Source organism: Hymenobacter caeli (assembly GCF_013294115.1).
GTDB lineage: Bacteria > Bacteroidota > Bacteroidia > Cytophagales > Hymenobacteraceae > Hymenobacter > Hymenobacter caeli.
This window is the reverse complement of the sequence record NZ_JABSNP010000002.1, coordinates 384199-408352: the sequence shown is the minus strand read 5'-3', so window position 1 is coordinate 408352 and position 24154 is coordinate 384199. Positions and strand designations below refer to the sequence as shown.

General features: G+C 65.3%; 17 protein-coding genes. 11 read left to right on the top strand and 6 right to left on the bottom strand.

All coding sequences use genetic code 11. The features are described 5' to 3' along the window. The first annotated feature begins 280 nt into the window (after positions 1-280). From HNP98_RS03460 to HNP98_RS03445, 4 genes are all read left to right on the top strand, one after another. Positions 281-655, top strand: a complete 375-nt coding sequence (locus HNP98_RS03460) for a hypothetical protein (RefSeq protein WP_173808651.1) — start codon at positions 281-283, stop codon at positions 653-655. A 40-nt stretch (positions 656-695) separates the two neighbouring features. Continuing rightward, the gene (locus HNP98_RS03455; protein ID WP_173808650.1) at positions 696-1613 is read left to right on the top strand and encodes a flavin reductase family protein; all 918 of its coding nucleotides are present in this window, start codon (positions 696-698) and stop codon (positions 1611-1613) included. 245 nt (positions 1614-1858) lie between these two features. After that, positions 1859-3526, top strand: coding sequence for a formate--tetrahydrofolate ligase (locus HNP98_RS03450; protein ID WP_173808649.1), 1668 nt, complete (start codon positions 1859-1861; stop codon positions 3524-3526). Positions 3527-3825: 299 nt separating this feature from the next. After that, positions 3826-4956, top strand: a complete 1131-nt coding sequence (locus HNP98_RS03445) for an ATP-binding protein (RefSeq protein ID WP_173808648.1) — start codon at positions 3826-3828, stop codon at positions 4954-4956. A gap of 26 nt (positions 4957-4982) precedes the next feature. Here HNP98_RS03445 and HNP98_RS03440 read toward each other — a convergent pair whose 3' ends face one another. The 3 genes from HNP98_RS03440 to tsaE all read right to left on the bottom strand — a co-directional run bounded on the left by HNP98_RS03440 (position 4983) and on the right by tsaE (position 7125). Beyond that, entirely contained in the window at positions 4983-5357 is a 375-nt protein-coding gene (locus tag HNP98_RS03440) for a hypothetical protein (RefSeq protein WP_173808647.1), read from the bottom strand. Positions 5358-5367: 10 nt separating this feature from the next. Beyond that, entirely contained in the window at positions 5368-6594 is a 1227-nt protein-coding gene (locus tag HNP98_RS03435) for an alanine dehydrogenase (RefSeq protein ID WP_173808646.1), read from the bottom strand. Positions 6595-6687: 93 nt separating this feature from the next. Beyond that, a complete protein-coding gene (gene tsaE, locus HNP98_RS03430; RefSeq protein WP_173808645.1) occupies positions 6688-7125 on the bottom strand; it encodes a tRNA (adenosine(37)-N6)-threonylcarbamoyltransferase complex ATPase subunit type 1 TsaE in 438 nt (145 codons plus the stop codon). Positions 7126-7416: 291 nt separating this feature from the next. On the opposite strand from tsaE, the gene HNP98_RS03425 reads away from it, so the two are divergent. After that, on the top strand, positions 7417-9879 hold the full coding sequence (locus HNP98_RS03425) for an outer membrane beta-barrel protein (RefSeq protein ID WP_173808644.1): 2463 nt from the start codon (positions 7417-7419) through the stop codon (positions 9877-9879). A 113-nt stretch (positions 9880-9992) separates the two neighbouring features. Next, positions 9993-11273, top strand: a complete 1281-nt coding sequence (locus tag HNP98_RS03420) for a pyridoxal phosphate-dependent aminotransferase (RefSeq protein WP_173808643.1) — start codon at positions 9993-9995, stop codon at positions 11271-11273. 76 nt (positions 11274-11349) lie between these two features. Here the strand turns inward: HNP98_RS03420 and HNP98_RS03415 are convergent, their stop codons facing one another. Continuing rightward, positions 11350-13668 carry a glycoside hydrolase family 3 C-terminal domain-containing protein gene (locus tag HNP98_RS03415; RefSeq protein ID WP_217425628.1) on the bottom strand — a complete coding sequence of 773 codons (2319 nt, stop codon included), beginning with the start codon at positions 13666-13668 and terminating at the stop codon, positions 11350-11352. 248 nt (positions 13669-13916) lie between these two features. Between HNP98_RS03415 and galA the strand changes: the two genes are divergently transcribed. Further along, positions 13917-16838 (top strand): beta-galactosidase GalA, encoded by a 2922-nt coding sequence (gene galA / locus HNP98_RS22175; protein ID WP_173808642.1) that lies wholly within the window; start codon positions 13917-13919, stop codon positions 16836-16838. Between the two features lie 229 nt (positions 16839-17067). Here galA and HNP98_RS03405 read toward each other — a convergent pair whose 3' ends face one another. Both HNP98_RS03405 and porX read right to left on the bottom strand, forming a co-directional pair. Then, the gene (locus HNP98_RS03405) at positions 17068-17346 is read right to left on the bottom strand and encodes a hypothetical protein (protein ID WP_173808641.1); all 279 of its coding nucleotides are present in this window, start codon (positions 17344-17346) and stop codon (positions 17068-17070) included. A 14-nt stretch (positions 17347-17360) separates the two neighbouring features. Continuing rightward, complete coding sequence (gene porX / locus HNP98_RS03400) at positions 17361-18926, bottom strand: T9SS response regulator signal transducer PorX (protein WP_173808640.1); 1566 nt, start codon at positions 18924-18926, stop codon at positions 17361-17363. Between the two features lie 217 nt (positions 18927-19143). Between porX and HNP98_RS03395 the strand changes: the two genes are divergently transcribed. The 4 genes from HNP98_RS03395 (at position 19144) to lpxA (ending at position 23967) form a co-directional block, all read left to right on the top strand. After that, positions 19144-20403 (top strand): HD domain-containing protein, encoded by a 1260-nt coding sequence (locus HNP98_RS03395; RefSeq protein WP_246274933.1) that lies wholly within the window; start codon positions 19144-19146, stop codon positions 20401-20403. A gap of 99 nt (positions 20404-20502) precedes the next feature. Further along, positions 20503-21543 carry a UDP-3-O-(3-hydroxymyristoyl)glucosamine N-acyltransferase gene (gene lpxD / locus HNP98_RS03390; RefSeq protein WP_173808639.1) on the top strand — a complete coding sequence of 347 codons (1041 nt, stop codon included), beginning with the start codon at positions 20503-20505 and terminating at the stop codon, positions 21541-21543. A 124-nt stretch (positions 21544-21667) separates the two neighbouring features. Further along, positions 21668-23065 (top strand): bifunctional UDP-3-O-[3-hydroxymyristoyl] N-acetylglucosamine deacetylase/3-hydroxyacyl-ACP dehydratase, encoded by a 1398-nt coding sequence (locus tag HNP98_RS03385; protein WP_173808638.1) that lies wholly within the window; start codon positions 21668-21670, stop codon positions 23063-23065. A 98-nt stretch (positions 23066-23163) separates the two neighbouring features. Beyond that, positions 23164-23967: an acyl-ACP--UDP-N-acetylglucosamine O-acyltransferase gene (gene lpxA, locus HNP98_RS03380; protein ID WP_173808637.1), complete on the top strand. Its 804-nt coding sequence runs from the start codon at positions 23164-23166 to the stop codon at positions 23965-23967. The last annotated feature ends 187 nt before the right edge of the window (positions 23968-24154 follow it).

The following is a 24154-nucleotide window of genomic DNA, read 5'->3' as shown; positions in this document are numbered from 1 at the left end:
CCTTGCTTCACGGGGCGGAACGAGTTTGGCTGTGTAGGAACTCCAAAGGTCGGGCCGCCCCGTTTTTATGCCTCAAATTTTAGTAGGGTAGAGTAGAAAACGCATTCGCGGCCTACGCCGCCACTGGCGGCAGCACCAGCGACGGGCCACGACGCCGACAGCCCCCGATTTGGCACGCTTAGCAAAGCACAAATACGATTACGACCAACTTGGCTTGGCTCCTTGGACAGTGCATGGCCGGCCGCCACTGGCCTTCCGACGCCCGTGGGCTGCCCGGCTGTTGACCGATTTGCAGCAGTGGCGAGAGCAGCTCACGCCACTTTATCCTGACCTATACCTTGCTATCTGGCTGCATGATATTCGTTTTGGGTTATCAAAGGTAACGGCGGCGATTGAGCGTCTCAAAACAGTTTACGAACAGCGCCTTCCCGAGGCGCAGCCCGTACCATTACCCATCGAATACCAGTCTCTACCCGGTGTGGCCGATTTAATCTGGACCGCTCACGCGGAAATAGACGTGCTGAGCCCAAAAGAATTCGCCGAGTCGGGTAAATGGGGTTCGCGCCGACGCCACTGGTCCGCTGTGGATGATGATGGCGAGGAGTGCATTGTTGTTCAAATAGGCTGGATATGGGTCGGCCGGGTACCCACCTGAGCAAAGGCGGTAGTTTTGCTCCTCACCCCGGCCCCATTCCATGCCCACCCCGCCAACCTTCCACTCCGTCACGCCCGCCGACCTCACGCCCGCCCAGTGGATGCCGCTGCTCGGCGGCGCGGTGGCCCCGCGCCCCGTCGCCTTCGCCAGCACCGTGGACGCCGACGGGCGCGTGAACCTGAGCCCGTACAGCTTCTTCAACGTGTTCTGCTACACGCCCCCCATCCTCGTGTTTTCGCCCATCAACCGCCTGCGCGACGGCTCCGAGAAGCACACGCTGCGGAACGTGCGGGCCGTGCCGGAAGTCGTTATCAACATCTGCGACTACGCCATGGTGCAGCAGATGTCGTTGGCCAGCGCCGAGTACCCGGCCGGCGTGAACGAGTTTGCCAAGGCCGGCTTCACCGAGCTGGCCAGCGAGCGGGTGCGCCCGCCCCGCGTGGCCGAGGCCCCCGCCGCCTTCGAGTGCGTGGTGGAACAGATTGTGCCGCTGGGCCAGGGCCCCGGGGCCGGCCACCTAGTGGTGTGCCGGGCGGTGCGGGCCCACTTCCGCCAAGATATTTTACTACCTGACGCCGCCGGCATCGACCCGTTCCGGCTGGACGCGGTGGCCCGCCTGGGCGGCGACTGGTACGCCCGCGCCAGCGGAGCCAGCCTCTTCGAGGTGGTGCGGCCCAACCGCCGCCTGGGCATCGGCCACGACCAGCTGCCGGAGCACATCCGCACCAGCGCCGTCCTCACCGGCAACGACTTGGGCCAGCTCGCCAACGTGGAGCGCGAGGCCCTGCCCACCCCCGCCCAGGTCGAGGAGTTCAAAGCAGACCCGATGGCGGCCTACCTCCTCAATAAATACCCCGCCGGGGCCCCCGAGCGACAGCAGCAGCTGGCGCGACTGGCCCAGCAGCTGCTGGCCGAGGGGCGGGTACTGGAGGCGTGGAAAGCGCTGATGGTTAGTTGAATGATAACGCGAGTCAGTAAATACTATGAGAATGGTCTAAAACGGGGTGGTCCGGCGACTTTTTCTGTCGTCGGGCCACGCTTACCAAGCCCCGGGGCTGCTGTTTTTTAGTAAGAGTGGCCCGACGACAGAAAAAGTCGCCGGACCGCCCCGTTTTATTTCACCGCCAAAAAACTATTCGGGCGGTGTGCCACACAAAGTTCTTGCTTTTCAGTTGCCATATCCGAAACCAATAGCCTCTCCGCATGACCGACATTGCCATTGCCGAATCCGTAGTTCTGCCACCCATTAAAGAAATAGCCGCGCGCCTGGGCATTCCCGAAAACGACCTGGAGCCCTACGGCCGCAACAAAGCCAAGCTGCCCCTGCACCTGATAGACCCGGAAAAGGTGGCCGCGGCAAAGCTAATCTTGGTCACGGCCATCACGCCCACCCCGGCCGGCGAGGGCAAAACCACGGTGTCCATCGGCTTGGGCGACGGGCTGAGCAAGCTGGGCAAAAAGGCCGTGGTGGTGCTGCGCGAGCCCTCGCTGGGGCCCGTGTTCGGGGCCAAGGGCGGGGCCACCGGCGGCGGCCGCTCGCAGGTGAGCCCGATGGTGGACATCAACCTGCACTTCACCGGCGACTTCAACGCCGTGGAAAAGGCCAACAACCTGCTGGCCGCCCTGCTCGACAACGCCATCCAGACGCCCAACCACCCCCTGCGCATCGACCCGCGCACCGTGCTCTGGAAGCGCTGCCTCGACCTGAACGACCGCAGCCTGCGCCAGACCATCGTGGGCCTCGGCGGCAAAGCCAACGGAGTGATGCGCAGCGACGGCTTTAACATCACGGCCGCCTCCGAGGTGATGGCCATCCTGTGCCTGGCCACCAGCCTGGCCGACCTCAAGGCCAAGCTCGGCAACATCCTGGTGGCCTTCAGCTATGCCAACGAGCCCATCTACGCCCGCCAGCTGCAGGCCGAGGCGGCCATGACCATCCTGCTGCGCGACGCCCTGAAGCCCAACCTGGTGCAAACCCTGGAACAAACCCCCGCCCTGGTGCACGGCGGCCCCTTCGCCAACATCGCCCAGGGCACCAACACCGTGCTGGCCACCCGCATGGGCCTTTCCCTGGGCGACTACGTAGTGACGGAAGCCGGTTTTGGCGCCGACCTCGGGGCCGAGAAGTTCCTCGACATCAAGTGCGGCTACGCCGGCCTGGCCCCCGCCGCCGTGGTGCTGGTGGCCACCGTGCGCGCCCTGCGCCACCACGGCGGGGCCCCGGCCGCCGAGCTGAACACCCCCAGCCTGGCGCGCTGCGAGCGGGGCTTTGCTAACCTGGCCAAGCACATCGAAAACGCCCAGAAATTTGGTTACCAGCCCGTGGTGGCCATCAACCACTTCGTCAGCGACACGCCCGAAGAGGTGGCCCTGGTGCAGCAGCTGTGCCGGGCCCGCGGCGTGGAGGCCGTCCGCAGCACCAGCTGGGCCGAGGGCGGCGCCGGGGCCACCGCCCTGGCCGAGGCCGTGCTGGCCAACATCGCCGCGGGCACCAACCGCCTGCGCCCGCTCTACGCCTGGGACCAGCCGGTGAAGGCCAAAATCGAAACCATCGCCCGCAAGGTGTACGGGGCCGCTGGCGTGGACTACACCGCGCAGGCCGAAGCCGACCTGCGCCGCATCGACCGGCTTGGCCTGGCGGGGTTGCCCATCTGCATGGCCAAAACCCAGAAGTCGTTTTCCGACAACGAAAAGCTCATCGGCCGGCCCGAGGGCTTCCGCGTCACCGTGCGCGAGTGCGAGCTGGCGGCCGGCGCGGGCTTCCTCATCCCCATCCTCGGCACCCTGCTGCGGATGCCAGGCCTGCCGCCCGTGCCCGCCTCCGCCGGCATGGCCATCGACGACGACGGGGTGATTACGGGCTTGTCGTAGCCACAACAGCTGCCGGTTGGGCCAGCTTTTTGAGCCAAGTGGAAACGCAGCAGGCCCCACGGGTAGCAGTGTAGGCTGTAGGGTTATTCGCCTCCGGGGCAGGAAAAACACCGCGACGAGGGCCCCAGGTTGCAGAAGCAATTGGCGCTCTTTAGGCAACAGTTTCTGGCGGAATGGTTTGTAGCGAAGGCAAAGAAGACACTACTGGCAAAATAAAAACGCGAATTGGGCTAATTCATCAGCTCAATTCGCGCGAATTGAGCGGATGAAGTAGCCCAATTCGCGCTAGATTTGTCGGTATGCTCTCTCGTGCCTTGCTGCCCGTCCTCCGCGACCGGCTAACGAACTCCGCTAAAATCATTCTTTTGTACGGGCCCCGGCAAGTGGGTAAAACCACGCTGGTACGCCAGGTACTGACGGAGTTGCCGCTGCGCAAGCTGGAAATTAACGCCGACGAGCTGCGCTACGTGGACGTGCTTTCCAGCCGCGACCTCAACCAGCTCAAGCTGCTGGTGGATGGCTACGACTTGCTGTTCATCGACGAGGCCCAGCGCATCCCCGAGGTAGGCCTGAACCTAAAAATCCTGCACGACGGGCTGCCGCAATTAAAAATCATTGTCACGGGCTCGTCGTCGTTCGAGCTGGCCAACCGCACCCAGGAGCCCCTCACCGGCCGCACCTGGACCTACACGCTCTTCCCCATCGCCACCAGCGAGCTGCGGGCCCAGTACAATCCCTTCGAGCTGCGCCAGCTGCTGGACCAGCAATTAATTTACGGGGCCTACCCGGAGGTTTTCAGCCTGCCCAACCAGCAGGACAAAGCCCAGTACCTACGCGAGCTGAGCACCGCCTACCTCTACCGCGACGTGCTGGAAATGGCCAACCTGCGCTACCCCGACAAACTGCGCCAGCTCCTGCGCCTGCTGGCCCTGCAAGTGGGGGCCCCCGTCTCGCTCAATGAGTTGGGCAACGCCCTGCAAATGAGCAAGGACACCGTGGCCCACTACCTCGACCTGCTCGAAAAAGCCTTCGTCGTCTTCCGGCTCTCCGGCTTCAGCCGCAACCTGCGCAAAGAAGTGGTGAAAATGGACAAGGTGTATTTCTACGACCTGGGCATCCGCAACGCCGTGCTCAACAATTTCAGCCCCCTCAACGCCCGACCCGACGCCGGGGCCCTGTGGGAAAACTTCCTGGTGGTGGAGCGCCGCAAGCGCAACGCCTACGCCCCCTACCCCGCCCTGCCCTACTACTGGCGCACCTACACCGGTGCGGAGCTTGATTACGTGGAAGACGTGGACGGGCAACTAGCCGGCTACGAATTCAAGTTGACCAAAAAGGCTTCAAACGCGCCGGCTTCTTGGGTTGCTAATTATCCGGGGGCCACGTATGCGGGAATTAATCGGGATAATTACCTGGATTTCGTGCTGTAACACAACCAGATTTTCCGACCAATCCATTAAAAATTATCCCCTTGGTTTTCTTTCAAGGAGTTCCACAAATTATCAAATTCATTTCCATCAACTAGCTGATAGTCAATAATACTAAATAATCTATCGGAGTCAGTCCACAACCCGAGATTTCGATTAGTTGGTCCGAAAACAATTGGCTTGTCGAAACCATCAAATCCAATTTCTCTTTCCGCTCGGCGGGTATCATTATCAATTTCTATATGCCAGTAACGCACATCATCAACTACCCCCTCGTAATCTGGACTGGCTTTCGGAATCCAAAAGAAAAATAATTTAAACAGGTAATGAAACACCAACGATGCGATTGAATTATCTGGTATATTCTTGTGATTTTCACAAAGTTTAATTACGGTGGTGTTCACTTTGCTTTTTCTAATTCCGCACCGCAATCAGCAGTCCCAACTCCTTGTACCGCATGTTGTATTTCTTCCCAATCGCGGCATTCGTCAGCGAGCCGCGGTAGATGTACACGCCGGCGCGGAAATGCTCGTTGGTGAAGAGCACTTCGTTGATGCCGCCATGCTGGTGGATTTCCTGGAGGATGGGGGTGAAAATGTTGCTCAGGGCGTTGGTGGCGGTGCGGGGCACGCGCGAGGCGATGTTGGGCACGCAGTAGTGCACCACGTCGTACTTGCGGAAGATGGGCTGCGAATGGCTGGTCATCTCGCTGGTTTCGAAGCAGCCGCCCTGGTCGATGCTCACGTCGATGACGATGGAGCCGGGCGTCATGCTGGCCACCATTTCCTCGGGCACCATGAACGGGATGCGGCCGTCCTCAATGCTCAGGGCCCCAATCACCACGTCGGCCCGGCGGATTTGCTGGCTCAGGGCGAACGTGTCCAACGTGCTGGTGTAGAGCTGGGTGCCCAGGTTGTGCTTGAGGCGGCGCAGCTTGTAGAGGTGGTTGTCGAACACCTTCACCTCGGCCCCCAGGCCAATGGCGGCGCGGGCGGCGTACTCGGCCACCGTGCCGGCCCCCAGGATGACGACCTGCGAGGGCGGCACCCCCGTGATGCCCCCCAGGATGATGCCCTTGCCCTCGTTGGAGCGGGCCAGGTACTCGGCCGCCACCAGCATCACCGTCGAGCCGGCGATTTCGCTCATGGCGCGCACCACGGGCATGGCCCCCGAGGGGTCGCGGATGAACTCGAACCCGATGGCGTTCACCTTCTTGCGTTGCAGCGCGGCAATATACTCGGCCGTGAGCGTGCCCATTTGCAGGGCCGAAATCAGCGTCTGGCCCGGGCGCATGTACTCGATTTCGTCGCGCGTGGGCGGGGCCACCTTCAGCACGATGTCGGCCTGAAACACCTCCTGCGACGAGTACACGATTTGGGCCCCGGCTTCGGAGTAGTTGTGGTCGGAGTACTTGCTGGGCTCGCCGGCCCCGGCCTCCAGCACCACCTCGTGGCCGGCCGTGACGAGGTGCTGCACGGCTTCGGGCGTGAGGCCCAGGCGGTTTTCCTGGAGCGTGGTTTCGCGCGGTAGGCCGATAAAGAGCTTGCGCTTGCGCGTCTCCACGGCCAGGGCGGCTTCCTGGGTGAAGTAGGCGCGGCTGGCCGCGAGCGACTCGAAACCGGGGGGTAATTGTTCGGGCATCGGTGGAAAGGGAATTAAGAATTATAAATCAAAAATTACAAATTCAGCGCACAAACCACTGATTGATAACCTTTTATTTTTCGTTCCTAATTCTTAATTTACAATTTTTAGTTCAATCGCCCGCGCTTCGGGGCCCGTGGGGATAATCGTTAACTCAAGTCGGGGAGCCGGTAAAAGCGCTTCCACACGGGCCGGCCATTCAACCAAGCAAAGATACCCCGAATCGAAGTACTCGGCGGCCCCCATGCGGGCCGCTTCGTCGACGGAATCGACGCGGTAGAAGTCGAAATGGTACACCGGGGCCCCGCGCCCGTCGCGGTATTCGTTGACGAGCGCAAACGTGGGGCTGCTAACGTCGTCGGCCACGCCCAGCGCCACGCCCAGGGCCCGCACGAGGGTAGTTTTGCCGGCCCCCATTTCGCCTACCAGGGCCACTACCGAACAGCCGCTGGCGGCAATGAGCGCGGCCACCTTTTGGGCGGCGGCGGGCAGGTCGGCGAGGGCGGGCACGGAAAGCTGAACGGGTAGCATCCCGCAAAAATACCGGCGGCCCGCCGGTTGGCGCAACCTAAGCGCTTAAACGCTATGTTTGGCCCCTTCACCATTATCTTTCCAGTCTCATACCATTACCCCGGCGCTATCGTTGCGCTTGGCATTAACGGCTTGGCCACCACCCGCCGGGGCCGGCTCGCGGGCCCTGCCCGGGCCGCAAAACCGCCCGGGGGCCCCCGTTCCTCCCTCCCCCGCGCCCGGCCGCCCTTCCAGCGCCCAGCGCGTTTTTCACCGCCCGCCTCCGCAGCGCCTATGGCCAATTCTACCCTTTTGCGTTTTTGTTGCCTGGTTACTCGTTGCGCCTGGGTGGTGTGGACGCTGCTGGCCGTGCCCCGAACGGGCCTGGGGCAGGCCCGCGGCGGGCCCGCCGCCGCCGTGCGCGGCACCGTGGCGGGGCCCGGGGGCCCGCTGGCCTTTGCCACCGTCACGCTGCACCGGGCCGCCGACTCGGTGGTGGTGAAGGCCGAGTTCAGCGACGGCAGCGGGGCGTACCGGCTCGAGGCGGCCCCGGGCGGGCGCTACCGGGTGTCGGCCGTGCAGGTGGGCTACCAGCGCCGCTGGAGCCCGGCCTTCGAGCTGCCGGCCGCCGGCCTGGCCCTGGCCCCGCTTGAATTGGTGCACAGCGCCGGCACGGCGCTAAAGGAAGTGTCGGTGACGGCCACCCGGCCGCCGTTTGAGCACCTGCCCGACCGCACCGTGGTGAACGTGGAGGGCACCGCACTGGCCGCCGGAGCCACCACCCTCGACCTGCTGGCCCGGGCCCCGGGCGTGAGCGTGACCGACGACAACCTGGGCCTGCGCGGCCGCCAGGGTTTGCTGGTGCTCGTCGACGGCAAGCGCCTGGCCCTGAGCGGTACCGAGCTGGCCGACTACCTGCGCGCCCTGCCCGCCGAGCAGCTGCGCAGCATCGAGCTGATTACCAACCCGCCCGCCCGCTACGACGCCCAGGGCACGGCCGGCGTCATCGCCCTCAACCTGAAAAAAGACCTGCGCCTGGGCACCAACGGCAGCGCCAACGCCAGCTACGGCCGCGGCGAGTACGGCAAGTTCACGGCCGGCGGGGCCCTGAACCACCGCACCCAGCACCTCAACGCGTTCGGCAGCTACGCCTACGCCGACCGGCGCGGGTTCACGCGCAACGACGTGCAGCGGCAGTTCGCGCCGGCCGGGGGCCCGGCCAGCAGCAGCGTGCTGGCCGACGACCTCACCAACCACCTGCGCTCGCACAGCCTGAAGGCGGGCCTCGACTACACGCTCTCGGCCCGCACGCTGCTGGGCGCGGCCGTGAGCGGCCTGCTGAGCCAGGTGAACAGCGACAACGCCAACCAGACGGCCGTGTACGACGGCTACGGTACGCTCGCCAACCGCTACCACTCCACGACCACCCAGGACGTGCGCCGCCCCAACGGCACCGCCAACCTGAACCTGCGCCACGCATTCGCCGATTCGGCCGGGGCCCCCGTGCTCACGGCCGACGCCGACTACGCCCGCTACGACACCCACCGCCGCACGGGGCTGGCCACCGCCTACGACGCGCCCGCCGCCCCCGCCGACTTCCTGGCCGGCGACCAGCGCAGCGCCCTTACCCTGGCCACGCTGCGGGCCGATTACAGCCGGCCCCTGCCCCACCGCGTGCGGCTGGAAGCCGGGGCGAAAGTGGCCCAGGTGCGCTCGGACAACGACGTGGCGTTTGACCGCATCCAAAACGGCGTGACGACGCCGGACGCGAACATTTCCGGCAGCTTCCGCTACGACGAGAACGTGAACGCGGCCTACGCCAGCCTGAGCCGGCCGGGGGCCCGCGCCACGCTGCAAGCCGGCCTGCGGGCCGAGCAAACCAACACCCGGGGCCGCCAGCCCGCCAACGCCCTGGACTTCGAGCGGCATTACTTCCAGCTCTTTCCCAGCGCCTCGGTGCAGTACACCCTCGGCAAAGAGCACGCCCTGGGCCTGGCCCTGAGCCGCCGCATCAACCGGCCCGTGTACAACCAGGTGAACCCGCTGCGCAACTACGTCGACGCCACGTCCTACAGCTCCGGCAACCCCGGCCTGGGCCCCGAAACCAGCTACAACGCGGAGCTGACCCACACCTTCCGCCAGAAATTCACGGCCGGCCTGAGCTACGCCCGCACCGACCAGCCCATTCTGCGCGTGCAGCTGCCCGCCCCCGACGGCAACCGCCTGGTGGTGAGCCAGCCCGTGAACCTGGGCACCGAGCACTACTACGCCCTCACGCTCACGGCCCCGCTGGCCCCGCGGCCGTGGTGGGCCCTGTACGGCAACGCGGTGCTCTCGTACACCCGGTTCGCGGGCACCCTGCCCGGCACCGACGGCTCCTCGCCTTATAACAACCGGCCCGCCCTGCTGCTCTCGGCCAACAACACCTTCACGGGCCCCCAGGGCTGGTCGGCCGAGCTGAGCGGCACCTTCGAGTCGGGCGAAACCTTTGCTTTCGAGACGTTGCGGCCCCGGGGCCAGGTGGCGGCCGGCGTGCAGAAAAGCCTGTGGGCCAAGCAGGGCACGCTGCGGCTGGCCGTGGCCGACGCCTTTTACACCACGCCCATCCGCTCGACCTCCACCTACGCCAACTTCTCGGAAAGTTTTTTTCTGCGGCAGGACTCGCGCTTTGCCACCCTGGCCTTCACCTACCGCTTCGGCAGCGCCAAGGTGGCCGGGGCCCGCAAGCGCGCCGCCGGGGCCGAAGAGGAGCTGCGCCGCGCCGCCGGGCAGTAGCCCCGGGGCCCCGGGACGAAAAAAAGGGGTCTCCCTGGGCAACCCCGGCGGCGGGACGGTTGTTGCGGGGGCAATACCTTCGCTGCGCCAACCGGCCCTCCTCTCCCCTCCCCATGAAAATATCGCACCTGGCCGCGGGCCTCAGCGGCTCCGAAATCATCAAAATAGGCAACGAGGTAAGCGAAATGGTCCGCCAGGGCGCGACCATTTGCAACCTCACCATCGGCGACTTCGACCCCGCCCTGTTCCCGATTCCCGAGGGCTTGCAGGAGGGCATCATCGCCGCCTACCAGCAACACCAGACCAACTACCCGCCCGCGCCCGGCATTGCCGAGCTGCGCCAAGCGGCGGCCGATTTTGTGCGTGATCGGCAGGGGCTGACCTACACGCCGGCCGAGTTCCTGGTGGCCGGGGGCTCGCGCCCGCTCATCTACGCCGCCTACCGGGCCCTGGTGGACGCCGGCGACCGGGTGGTGTTCCCGGTGCCGTCGTGGAACAACAACCACTACTGCCACCTCACCGGGGCCGTGCCCGGGGCCGTGCCCACCCGCCCCGAGGCCGACTTCATGCCCACCGCCGCCGACCTGGCCCCCCACCTGGCCGGGGCCACGCTGCTGGCCCTGTGCTCGCCGCTGAACCCCACGGGCACGGTGTTCACCAAGGCCGCGCTGGAGGAAATCTGCGACCTGGTGCTGCTCGAAAACCAAGGCCGGGGCCCCAACGAAAAGCCGCTCTACATCCTTTACGACCAGATTTACTGGCTGCTCACTTTCGGCGAAACCGAGCACTTCGACCCCGTGAGCCTGCGCCCCGCCCTGCGCGATTATGTGGTGTACATCGACGGCCTCTCCAAGTGCTTCGCCGCCACCGGCGTGCGCGTGGGCTACGCCTTCGGCCCCGCCCTGGTGATTGACCAGATGAAGGCCATTCTGGGCCACGTGGGCGCCTGGGCCCCCAAGGCCGAGCAGGTGGCCGCCGCCCACTTCCTGCCCCAGACCGGGGCCGTCGATGCCTTCCTCGACGGCTTCAAGGCCGGCTTGCAGCGCAGCCTGCAAGGCCTCTACGACGGCCTGGGGGCCCTGGAGGCCCAGGGCTACCCGGTGGCCGCCATCGCGCCGGCCGGGGCCATCTACCTCACCGCCCGCATCGACGCGGTGGGCCGCACCACGCCCGCCGGCCAGGTGCTGGCCACCACCAAAGACCTGGCCTCGTACCTCATCCAGGCCGCCGGGCTGGCCCTGGTGCCGTTCAGCGCCTTCGGGGCCGAAGCCACCGACCCCTGGTTCCGCCTCTCGGTCGGCGCCGAGTCGATGGCTTCGATTGAGGCGGCGCTGTTGCGCCTGCCCGCGGCCCTGGACGCGCTGGGCGTGCGCGAGTTCGTGGAAAGAAGTTAAAAGTTGAGAGTTAAAAGTAAAAAAGGACCGCCCGATAACTTCAGGCGGTCCTTTTTTACTTTTAACTCTCAACTTCTCAAAGCTTCACGGTGCCGGTTTGGCGGATGTCGCGCGAGGAGCTGCCCACCAGCAAGTTGAACGTGCCGGGGGCCAGCACCCACTGCTTCTGGCCTTCGTCGTAGTACTTGAACGAGTCGGCGGGCAGGGCCAGGGTCACGGTTTTGGTTTCGCCGGGCTTCAGGAATACCTTCTCAAAAGCCTTTAATTCCTTTTCGGGGCGCTTCACAGCGGTCTGGTTGTCGTGCACGTAGAGCTGCACCACTTCGGCCCCGGCCACCTTGCCGCTGTTGGTCACGGTGAGTTTCACGGTGGCGCTTTGGGGGCCGGGCGTCACGGCCAGGGCCCCGTACTTGAAGGTGGTGTAGCTCAGGCCGAAGCCGAAGGGGTACTGCGGGGCCACCTTGTAGGTGTCGTAGTAGCGGTAGCCCACGTAGATGTCGTCCTTGTACACCTCCTTCAGCGGCTCGCCGGGGCTGCTGGGGTACTCGCCCAGCTTGTACACGGGCGCGTCTTCGAGCTTGGCGGGGAAGGTGAACGGCAGCTTGCCCGAGGGGTTCACGTCGCCGAACAGCACGTGGGCAATGGCGTTGCCGCCCTCCATGCCCGGGTACCAGGCCTCCACCACGGCCTTGGCCTGGCCGACCCAGGCCGACACGTCGATGGGGCCCCCGCCCAGCAGCACCACCACGGTGCGGGGGTTGGCGGCCAGCACGGCCTGCACCAGCTCGTCCTGGCCGAAGGGCATTTTCAGGTCGGGCTTGTCGGTGCCCTCGGCGTCGTAGGCGTTGTCGCTCCACTTGGTGTAGTCGTAGCCGTGGATGGAGCCGCCCACGAACACCACTTCATCGGCGGCCTTGGCGGCGGCCACGGCCTGGGCAATGAGGGCGGGGTCGGCCTTTTGGCCGCGGGCAATGGTGTAGCCCGGGGCGTAGGTTACGGCCACGCCGGGGCCTAGCGCGTTTTTGAGGCCCTGCAAGGGCGTGATTTCGTACTTGGCTTTGAGCTGGGCGCTGCCGCCACCCAGCGCGTTGGCCCGCTCGGCGTTGGCCCCAATCACGGCCACGGTCTTCACCGACTTCTTGAGGGGCAGCAGGTTGCCGTCGTTTTTGAGCAGCACGATGCCTTCCTCGGCCACCTGGAGGGCGGTGGCCTGGTGCTGCGGGGTGTTGTAGGCCCCCGACTGGCGCTTGGTGGAGCCCATCAGGTGGGTGGCGTACATCACGCGCAGGATGCGCCGCACCTTGTCGTCCACCAGCGGCACCAGCGCCGGGTCTTTTTTGAGGGCCTCCAGGGCCGGGTCGGCCAGGAAAAACCGGTCGTAGTAGCTGCGGACGGGCGCGGGGGCCGCCGTGCTGGCCGTGGCCGCGCTCTGGTCCACGCTCTTGTACATCAGCGCCAGGTCGGTGCCCATTTCCAGGTCGGTGCCGTTGCGCAGGGCTTCCTGGGTGTCGTGCACCGAGGCCCAGTCGCTCATCACCAGGCCCTTGAAGCCCCACTCTCCTTTCAGGATGGTGTTCATCAGGTAGGCGTTTTCGGTGGCGTACTGGCCCCGGAATTTGTTGTAGGAGCCCATCAGCGAGAAGGCCCCGCCCTGCTGCACGGCGGCCTTGAAGCCCGGCAGGTAGATTTCGCGCAGGGCCCGCTCGCTCATGCTCACGTCCACGTCGTTGCGGTGGGTTTCCTGGTTGTTGGCCGCGAAGTGCTTCACGCAGGCCGACACGCCCTGGTCCTGCACCCCTTTGATGTAGCCCACCACCATTTGCGCCACTAGGAAGGGGTCTTCGCTGAGGTACTCGAAGTTGCGCCCGTTCAGCGGGGCGCGGACGATGTTGATGCCGGGGCCCAGGATGATGTCCTTGCCGCGGGCGTTGGCCTCGCTGCCCAGCACCGCGCCGTAGGCGTAGCCCAGGGCGGGGTTCCAGGTGGCGGCCAGCGTGTTGTTGGTGGGCAGGTAGGTGCCGGCGTCGTTGGCGTCTTTCACGCCCTTCCAGTCGCGGCCCTGCTCGGGGCGCACGCCGTGGGGCCCGTCGGAGGTCATGATTTCGGGGATGCCCAGGCGCGGCACGCCGCCGGCGGCAAAGGCCGAGTTGGCGTGAATCATGTGCACCTTTTCCTCCAGCGTCAGCTTTTGGAGCAGGGCGTCGATTTCCGCTTCGTGGCCCAGCAGGCCCTGCTGGGCGTTGGCCCCGGCCATGCCTTGGGTGTTGATGACGGACGGGGCGCGGGCCGGCACGGCGTGGCTGGGCCGCTTGTCCTGGGCCCGGGTGGGGCCAACGGTTGCGCAAAACAAGGCGGCCGCCAACAAGGCCCGGGCGCGAATGGGTAGGTGTTGCATGAGGAAAAAAGAAGGAAAAGGGTGAAGCGCCAACGCGGCGGCCTGGGCTACGGGGCCCGGGCAACGGGCCCCCGCCGGGCGCAAGTACCGACGGCGGCCTATTATTACAATCGATTGTGGTTTTGCAAATAACGCATTGCACGGCTTCAATCCGGGTTGCGCCCGCGCCAAGCCCCCGGACCAGCACCGGTGTTCGTAGCAATGGTACAAACTTCAATGCCGTGTCGAACCGTAAAAACCTGATTGTCATGCCCCAACGACTTGCCTTGGTTTTGCTGCTGTTGGGGGCCCTGCTGGGGCCCTCGGTTAAGGCCGGGGCCCAGGCCCCGCCGCCCGCCGCCGCGCCCGGCCGCGAGCACCTGCTGATGGACTTCGGCTGGCGCTTCGCCTACGGCCACCCGTTCGACCCCGCGCAGGACTTTGGGTTCGGCCTCGGCTATTTTTCGTACCTGGCCAAAACCGGCAACGGCGACGGGGCCGCCGCGCCCGGCTTCGACGACCGCGGCTGGCGGCGGCTCGACCTGCCCCACGACTGGGCCGCGGAGCAGCCCTTCAGCCCCGACGGCAGCCCCGAGGGCGGCTTCAGCCACGGCTTCAAAACGGTGGGCCGCTCCTTTCCCAAGAGCAGCGTGGGCTGGTACCGCAAAACCTTCGCGGTGCCGGCCACCGACCTGGGCCGGCACCTGGCGCTGGAATTCGACGGCGTGTTCCGCAATTCCCAGGTGTGGATCAACGGGCACTACCTGGGCACCGAGCCCAGCGGCTACTACAGCTTCCACTACGACATCACCGATTACCTCAACTACGGGGGCCCCAACGTGGTGGCCGTGCGGGTAGACGCCACCCTCCAGGAGGGCTGGTTTTACGAAGGAGCGGGCATTTACCGCCACACCTGGCTCACGAAAACGGCCCTGGTGCACGTGGCCCCCAACGGCACCTTCGTCAGCACCGAGCCCGCGGGGCCGGCCGGGGCCGGGGCCCGCGTCACGGCCCGCGCCACCATCGCCAACGACGGCCGCAGCGCCCAAACCGTGGAAGTGGTGCAGGAAGTGCAGGACGCCGCCGGCCGCGCCGTGGCCACCGGGCCGGCCCAGGCGCTGCGCCTGGCCCCTTACCAAACGCAGGTGGTGCGCACCGCCCTGCCCCTGGCCCTGGCCCACCGCTGGGGCCTCACCGACCCGTACCTCTACAAGCTGGTGACGCGCGTGCGGCAGGGCGGGGCCGAGGTCGATGCCTACCCCACGGCCTTCGGGGTGCGCACGCTGCGCTTCGACCCCAACCAGGGCTTTTTCCTGAACGACGCGCACGTGGAGCTAAAGGGCACCAACAACCACCAGGACCACGCCGGCGTGGGCACGGCCCTGCCCGATGCCCTGCAGGAGTTCCGCATCCGCACCCTCAAATCGTTCGGCATTAACGCCTACCGCTGCTCGCACAACCCGCCCGCGCCCGAGCTGCTCGACGCCTGCGACCAGCTGGGCATGCTCGTCATCGACGAGGCGCGGGAGATGGGCTCGTCGGAGCTGTTCCGCCACGACGCCCGCCGCCTGGTGGAGCGCGACCGCAACCACCCGAGCGTCATCCTGTGGAGCATCGGCAACGAGGAGTGGGCCGTGGAAGGCAACATCACCGGGGCCCGGCTGGCGGCCAGCGCCCAGGCCGCCGTCAAGGCCCAGGACTCGACGCGGGCCGTGACGGCGGCCGTGAGCGGGGGCTGGGGCCAGGGCATCTCGACGGTGACCGAGGTGATGGGCTACAACTACATCTCGCAGGGCAGCACCGATGCCCAGCACGCCAAGTTTCCGCTCCAGAGCGGGGTGGGCACCGAGGAGGGCTCGACCTACGCCACCCGCGGCGTGTACCTGCCCGACTCGACCCAGCTGTACCGCGTGGCCTACGACCGCAAGGGCAACGGCAACGGCAGCACCCTCGAGCAGGGCTGGCAGCACTACGCCGCCCGCCCCTACCTGGCCGGCATGTTCATCTGGACGGGCTTCGACTACCGGGGCGAGGCCACGCCCAACCGCTGGCCGGCCAACGTGTCGTACTTCGGCATGCTCGACCTCTGCGGCTTCCCCAAGGACGACGCCTACTACCTGCGGGCCTGGTGGGGGGCGCAGCCCAGCCTGCACCTGCTGCCCCACTGGACCTGGCCGGGCCACGAAGGCCAGCCCTTCGACGTGTGGGCCTACGCCAACTGCGAGGAAGTGGAGCTGTTCCTGAATAGTAAAAGCCTGGGCCGCAAGCCGGTGCCGGCCAACAGCCACGTGGCCTGGGCCGTGCCCTACGCCCCGGGCACGTTGCGGGCCGTGGGCTACCGCGCCGGCCGCGCCGTGCTCACCGACGAGGTGCGCACCGCCGGCCCCGCCGCCGCCCTACGCCTCAGCGCCGACCAGCCCGCCCTGCTGGCCAACCGCGAGGACGTAGCCGTGGTGAGCGTGCGGGTGGAAGACGCGAAGCACTTGCTGATGCCCACGGCCAACGCCGACGTCACGTTTGCCCTGAGCGGCCCCGGGCGCATCATCGGCGTGGGCAACGGCGACGAGACGTCGCTGGAAGCCGACAAATTCCTGGGCCGCGACGAAACCGTGCCCCTCGAAAACCTGCGGGAGCTGGCCCTGCCGGGCCCCGCGGCCCCGCCCGAAGTGACGGCCGCCACTTACGACGATGCCGCCTGGGCCCCCGCCTTCGGCAAAGCGCCCGTGGCCAACACGGCCTACGCCTACCGGGGCTCGTTTACGCTACCGGCCGCCGGCCCGGGCCCCGCCGCCACCGCCGAGCTGCTGTTCCGTAACCTGGGCGAGCAGCAGAGCGTGTACGTCAACGGCCAGCTCCTGGGGCAGCAGCTGGCGGCCAACGGCAGCCGGGGCTACACTTTTCCCCTCGACGCTAAGCTGCTGCGGCCGGGCCGCAACAGCGTGGTTATTATCGCCCGGCCGTTCATCCGGCAGCACAACTGGGACAACCTCAACACCAACCCCGGCGCGGTAAGCCTGCGCACCCCCGCCCCCGCCTGGCACCGCCGCGCCTTCAACGGCCTGGCCCAGGTGCTGGTGCAAGCCACGGGGGCCCCCGGGCCCCTGGTGCTCACGGCCACCGCGCCGGGGCTGCGCCCAGCCCGGCTGGCCCTGCCTGTTCACCCGGCGGCTCCGCGCCCAGCGGTCGAGTAGCCTCGCCTACTGCGGTGGCACCAGTTGATTGGAGCAATTTTCAAGTTTGTGTACGCTTTTGAAAGGAATTAAAAAAGATGAATTAAAAATTTGACGGTCAGATTTTTAATTCATCTTTTTTAATTCCTTTTGTGAAATCGGAAACCGCGCGGTTGGCACCGAATGCGTGGCCTGCTGAAGGACGAGAAGCAAGGGCCCCGAGCCACAAAGTTCGCGCCCTCGCACCGCGCTAGTTGCCGGGCTTTGGCAGGTCCTTATTCTTCGCCCGGCGGCCCTTGCGTTCCGGGAGCTGGTCGCTTTTAACCTTTTCCTGGCCCAGGCGGGCCCGGTCGGCCGGCGCGAGGCCCGGCGAGGACGCATCGGGGCTCAGCTGGGCCCCCGAAGCGGCAGGAGTAGTGGTGACCGGGGGCGGCGTGGGAGCGGGCGGCGCGGTGGTTTGGGCCCGGGCCCCCGCCGACAAGCCCAGCACCAGGGCCCCGGCGAGCAGGAGGTTTTTCGTGGTCTTCAAAGCAATACCGGCCCTTAGCCCTTGGCCGTGAGCGTGATGTAGGGAATGATGCACTCCTCCAGCGAGATGCCGCCGTGCTGGAACGTGTCCTTGTAGTAGTTCACGTAGTAGTTGTAGTTGTTGGGGTAGGCGAAGAAATAGTCGCCCACCGTGAACACATACGCCGTGCTCACGTTTTCGCGGGGCAGGAAGATGCTCTCCGGCTTGCGCACCACGTACACGTCGCGCGAGTCGTCGAAGCCCAGGTTACGGCCGTGCTTGTAGCGCAGGTTGGTGTTCGTATTCCGGTCGCCCACAATCTTGTAGGGGCGCTTGCAGCGGATGGTGCCGTGGTCGGTGGTGATGATGAGCTTGCCCTTTTTCTCGGCAATCACCTGCATCATTTCGTACAGCGGCGAGTGCAGGAACCACGAGCGGGTGATGCTGCGGTAGGCCGACTCGTCGGCCGCCAGCTCCCGAATCATGGCCATGTCGGTGCGGGCGTGCGAGAGCATGTCCACGAAGTTGTACACGATGACGTTGCACTTGTAGTTGTTGTGCAGGTTGGCCATCTTGCCCAGCAAGTCCTTGCCGGCCTGCAGGTTGGTCACCTTGTGGTAGCTGTGCTTCACCTTCTGGTTGTTCTTCTGGAAGTTGATTTCCATGAACTCGGCCTCGTGCAGGTTCTTGCCCTCGTCGTCGTCGTCGTTCACCCACAGGTTGGGGTATTTCTTCTGAATCTCGCTCGGCATCATGCCCGAAAAGATGGCGTTGCGGGCGTAGGCCGTGGTGGTGGGCAGGATGGCGTAGTACATCTCCTCGCTGTCCACGGTAAACAGCTCGTTGATAATGGGTTCGAGTACTTTCCACTGGTCGTAGCGCAGGTTGTCAATCAGCACGAAGTACACGGGCGTGTCGCCGGTGGCCTTCAGCGTCGGAAACACGCGCTCCTTGAAGAGCTGGTGCGACATGAGGGGCGCGTTCTTGTCGCGGTTATTCACCCAGTCCTCGTAGTTCTCGGTGATGAAGCGGCCGAAGTAGGTGTTGGCCTCGTCCTTCTGCATGTTGAAGACCTCGGCCATGCTCTTGCCCTCGGTTTCATTGATTTCCAACTCCCAGTACACCAGCTTCTTGTACACGTCGGCCCACTCGGCGGGCGAGAGGCGGTCGGAGAGCTGCATCCCGAGCTGGCGGAAGTCGCGCTGGTAGCCCGAGTTGGTCTTTTCGCTCACCAGGCGCTTGTTGTCGAGCACCTTTTTCACCGACAGCAGAATCTGGCTAGGGTTGACGGGCTTGATGAGGTAATCGGCGATTTTCGAGCCGATGGCTTCTTCCATGATGTGCTCCTCCTCGCTCTTGGTAATCATCACCACCGGCACGGTGGGCCGGATGGCCTTGATTTCGGTGAGCGTCTGGAGGCCCGTCAGGCCGGGCATGTTCTCGTCCAGAAATACCAGGTCGTAGGTATGCTCCTGGATTTGCTCGATGGCGTCGGCCCCGCTGTTCACGGGGGTCACGTCGTAGCCTTTGTCTTTTAGAAACAGAATATGGGGCTTGAGCAAATCGATTTCATCGTCGGCCCAAAGAATGGTAGTGGTCATAAGTACAGGTACTTGGCCGTAGCGCCCGGGGGCCCGCAGCGGGTGAAGCGACGCCGGGCGGCTGCCCGGCATGGGGGTTGAACGCAGAAACGCCTGCTTATGGTGTCCGGCCGGCTCCGATTATCGCCCAACAGTACCGCAAAACCGACCGCGGGGTTGCTACGTCCGCGCCAGAGCGGTGGGGCCCCGGGGCCCGCTGGGGCCGGTTGTTGTTCTTTTGCACCAGCTTTTCCGCCCGCCGCGCCCCGTGAATAAAAAGAAGATATTCAACGACCCCGTGTACGGGTTCGTCACCATCCCCACCGAGCTGCTGTTCGACCTCATCCAGCACCCCTACTTCCAGCGGCTGCGGCGCATCCAGCAGCTGGGCCTCACGGGCTTCGTGTATCCGGGGGCCCTGCACACGCGCTTCCACCACGCGCTGGGGGCCATGCACCTCATGCAGCTGGCCCTGCGCACGCTCAAGGACAAGGGCGTCACGATTTCGGCGGCCGAGGGCGAGGCCGCGCTGGCCGCCATCCTGCTGCACGACGTCGGCCACGGGCCCCTCTCCCACGCCCTGGAAACGGCCATTTTCCAGGACGTGCCCCACGAGCAGCTCTCCTTGTTTTTGATGCGGCGGCTGAACGAGGCCTTCGGCGGGCGGCTCACGCTGGCCATCGAAATCTTTGAGGGCACCTACGCACGGCCATTTTTCCACCAGCTCGTCAGCAGCCAGCTCGACATGGACCGGCTCGACTACCTCAACCGCGACTCCTTCTACACCGGCGTGGAGGAGGGCCGCCCGGGGGCCGACCGCCTCATCAAAATGCTGCGCGTGGTGGACGAGCAGCTCGTGCTGGAAGAAAAGGCGGTGTACTCGGTGGAGAACTTTCTGGTGAGCCGCCGGCTGATGTACTGGCAGGTGTACTTGCACAAGACGGTTACGAGCGCCGAGCAGATGATGATTCGCACCGTGCAGCGGGCCCGCGACCTGGCCCGCCGGGGCGTGGCCGTGCCGGCCAGCAGCTGCCTGGGCTACTTCCTGGGCCGGGCCGTGACGCTGGCCGAGTTCGCCGACGACCCCAGAATCCTGGGCCACTTCGTGGAGCTGGACGACTACGACATCTGGTCGGCGGTGAAAAGCTGGGCCGGCCACCCCGACGCGGTGCTCCGCTACCTGGCCCAGAGCCTGCTGCACCGCAACCTGCTGAAAATCGTGCTGGCCCCCGCCCCGTTCGACGACGACTTCAAGCTCGGCATCCAGGAATTGATTCAGGAGCAGTTCGGCCTGCCGCCCGCCGAGGCGGCCCTGCTCATGATTGCGGGCCGCCTGAGCAACAGCGCCTACGACGCCCGCAGCCAGGAGCCCATCAACATCCTCACCAAAAAAGGCGAGGTGGTGAACGTGATGGACGCCTCCGACCTGCCCAACATCCGGGCCCTGAGCCAGCGCGTGGACAAGTTTTACATCTGCTACCCCAAGGAAATTATCTGAGCGGTTAGCCGTTGGCTGTCAGCCGTTAGCTACCACGAATAAAAAAGCTAGCAGCTAGCAGCCAACGGCTAACGGCTTAAAAACCTACTTTTGCCCGCTATGGAATTTACCGTTCAGCAAATTGCGGAGGTGCTCGGGGGCACGGTGGAGGGCGACGCCACCCGGCGCGTGACCAGCCTGGCTAAAATCGAAGAAGCCCAGCCCGGCTCGCTCGCCTTCCTGTCCAACCCCAAGTACGAGTCCTTTCTCTACACCACCCAGGCTTCGGCCGTGATTGTGGGCCCCGACCTGGCCCCGCGGCAGCCGGTGGCCGCCGCCCTCGTCCGCGTGGCCGACCCGTACTCGGGCTTCACCAAGCTGCTGGAGTTTTATGCCCAGGCCGCGCGCACGGGCAAGCGCGGCGTGGAAGAGCCCGCCTACCTGGCCGCCAGCGCCACCATCGGGGCGGGGCACTACCGGGGGGCGTTTTCGTACATTGGCGACGATTGCCGCCTCGGCGACAACGTGCTCGTGTTTCCGCACGCCTACATCGGCGACCGGGTGACGATTGGCGAGGGCAGCGTGGTGCACGCGGGGGCCAAGATTTACCCCGACACAGTGATTGGCCGGTTTTGCGTCATCAAGGCGGGGGCCGTGGTGGGCACCGACGGCTTCGGCTTCGCCCCGCAGCCCGACGGCAGCTACCGCCCCATCCCGCAAATCGGCCACGTGGTGCTCGAAGACTACGTGAGCATCGGGGCCAACACCACCGTGGACTGCGCCACCATGGGCACGACGCGGGTGGGCGCGGGCAGCAAAATCGACAACCTCGTGCAGGTGGGCCACAACGTAGAAATCGGCCGGCACACGGTCATCGCCGCGCAAACGGGCATCTCCGGCTCGTCCAAAATCGGCGACTACTGCGTGCTGGGCGGGCAGGTGGGGGTGGTGGGCCACGTCAAGCTGGCCAACAAAACCACCCTGGCGGCCCAATCGGGCGTGCACAACTCCGTGAAGGAGGAGGGCCGCGTCCTCCAGGGCCGGCCGGCGCTGGACCTCAAACAAAGCCAGCGGGCGCTGGTGGTGTACCGCCGCCTGCCCGAACTCGCCAAGCGCGTGGAGCGATTGGAGGCCGCGGCGAACGCGCCGGAAAAACCCTAGCTTTGCAGCCCGGATGGGCCGTTAGCTTTTAGCCATTAGCTGTTGGCGACGCTTCCTCCCGACGCTTCGGAGCACCGCTCGCAAAAAAGCTAACGGCTAACGGCTGGCAGCTAACCGCTACTAAATGAACGACAAACAACACACCATCAAAGCGCCCGTGACGGTGCGCGGCATCGGGTTGCACACCGGCGTGGAGGCCACCATGACCTTTTGCCCCGCCCCGGTGGGCCACGGCTACAAGTTTCAGCGCGTCGATTTGCCCGGCCAGCCCGTGGTCGATGCCGACGTGGACAACGTGGTGGACCTCTCGCGGGGCACCACCATCGAGCAGAACGGGGCCCGCGTGAACACCGTGGAGCACACGCTGGCCGCCCTCGTGGGCATGCAGCTCGACAACGTGCTGATTCAGCTCTCGGGCCCCGAGCCGCCGATTATGGACGGCTCGTCGGCCGAGTTCATCCACGCCCTGCAAAGCGTGGGCGTGGAAGAGCAGAACGCGCTGCGCAACTACTACGAGATTCCCGACACCATCCGGTACATGGACAACGCGCGGGGCGTGGAAATTGCCGCCCTGCCGCTCTCCGACTACCGCCTCACGGTGATGGTGGACTACAACTCGCCGGTGCTGGGCTCGCAGCACGCCACGCTGGCCGACATCGGGCAGTTTGCCAACGAAATAGCGTCGTCGCGCACCTTTTGCTTCCTGCACGAGCTCGAGCACCTCTATAAATCCAACCTCATCAAGGGCGGCGACCTGAGCAACGCCATCGTGGTGGTGGACCGCGTGGTGGCCGACGAAGAGCTGAACGACCTGGCCAAGATGCTGGGCAAGCCCCGGGTGAGCGTCAAAAAGGAAGGCATCCTCAACAACGTGGACCTGCGCCACAAAAACGAGCCCGCCCGCCACAAGCTGCTCGACCTGGTGGGCGACCTCGCCCTGGTGGGCCGCCCGCTGAAGGGCCAGATTCTGGCCGCCCGGCCCGGCCACGCCGCCAACGTGGCCTTCGCCAAGAAGATTAAGAAGAAGATGCTGGAGGCCCACTCCAACCCCGTGCCCGTGTACGACCCCGCCCGCGAGCCGGTGATGGACATCAACCGCATCATGCAGGTGCTGCCCCACCGCTACCCGTTCTTGCTGCTCGACAAGGTGATTCACCTCGACTCGCAGATGGTGACGGCGGTGAAGAACGTGACCATGAACGAGGAATTTTTTCAGGGCCACTTCCCCGGCAACCCCGTCATGCCCGGCGTGCTGCAAATCGAGGCCATGGCCCAAACCGGCGGCATCCTGGTGATGAACACCGTGCCCGACCCCGAGAACTACTGGCAGTACTTCCTGGGCATCGAAAACTGCCGCTTCCGCAAAAAAGTGGTGCCCGGCGACACGATGATTTTCCACTGCGTGCTCACGGCCCCCGTCAAGCGCGGCATAGCCAAGATGAAAGGCCAGGCCTTCGTGAACGGCAAAGTGGTGATGGACGCCGAAATGAGCGCCGCCATCGTGCGCAAAGACAACGCTTGAAATCAGCCGTTAGCTAGTAGCGGTTAGCTGTTAGCGCGTCGCCGTTGATACCTCAAAAAAAGCTAGCAGCTAACCGCTACTGGCTAACAGCTCAAAAAATGATTTCCCCCCTCGCCCATATCCACCCCAGCGCCCGCCTCGCGGCAGGCGTCACCGTCGAGCCCTTCACCACCATTGCCGCGGACGTGGAGATTGGCGAAGGCACGTGGGTTGGGCCCAACGTGACCGTCATGGACGGGGCCCGCATCGGGGCCCACTGCCAGATTTTTCCGGGGGCCGTGGTGTCGGCCATCCCGCAGGACCTGAAATTTGCCGGCGAGCACACCACGGCCCACGTGGGCGACTACACCGTGCTGCGCGAGTGCGTGACCGTGAACCGCGGCACCGTGGAGCGCGGCCGCACCGCGGTGGGGGCCCACTGCCTGCTGCAAGCCTACGTGCACGTGGCCCACGACTGCGCGGTGGGCGACCACTGCGTGATTTCGAACGCCGTGCAGCTGGCCGGGCACGTGCAGGTGGGCGACTGGGCCATCCTGGGCGGCACTTCGGCCATCCACCAGTTTGTGAGCATCGGGGCCCACGCCTTCATCGGCGGCGGCTCGCTGGTGCGCAAGGACGTGCCGCCCTTCGTGAAGGCCGCCCGCGAGCCCCTGACCTACGCCGGCGTGAACTCGGTGGGCCTGCGCCGCCGCGGCTTCTCTGAGCAGCAGGTGCTGGAAATCCAGGACCTCTACCGCATCGTGTTCCTGAGCGGCCTGAATACCCAAGAGGCCCTGGCCCGCATCGAAGCCGAAATACCGGCTTCCGCCGAGCGGGCCCTGGCCGTGGCGTTCGTGCGGGCCGCCAGCCGGGGCATCATCAAAGGCCCGGGCAAAAAAGGCCTCGACGAAGGCGCGGATTAGCGGAACCAGTTTTTTAGTTGCCGCTAGTTGTCAGCCAATGCTTTGCTGGGATCCTGCCAACTAAGCAGTTGCTAGGCGTTGGTTTAACCTATCGGAACGTCATGCGGAGCACTTAACAACAAGCAACTCAATTGCAGATTGACGCCACCGGCCTGGGCAAGCGCTACCAGCGCGACTGGATATACCG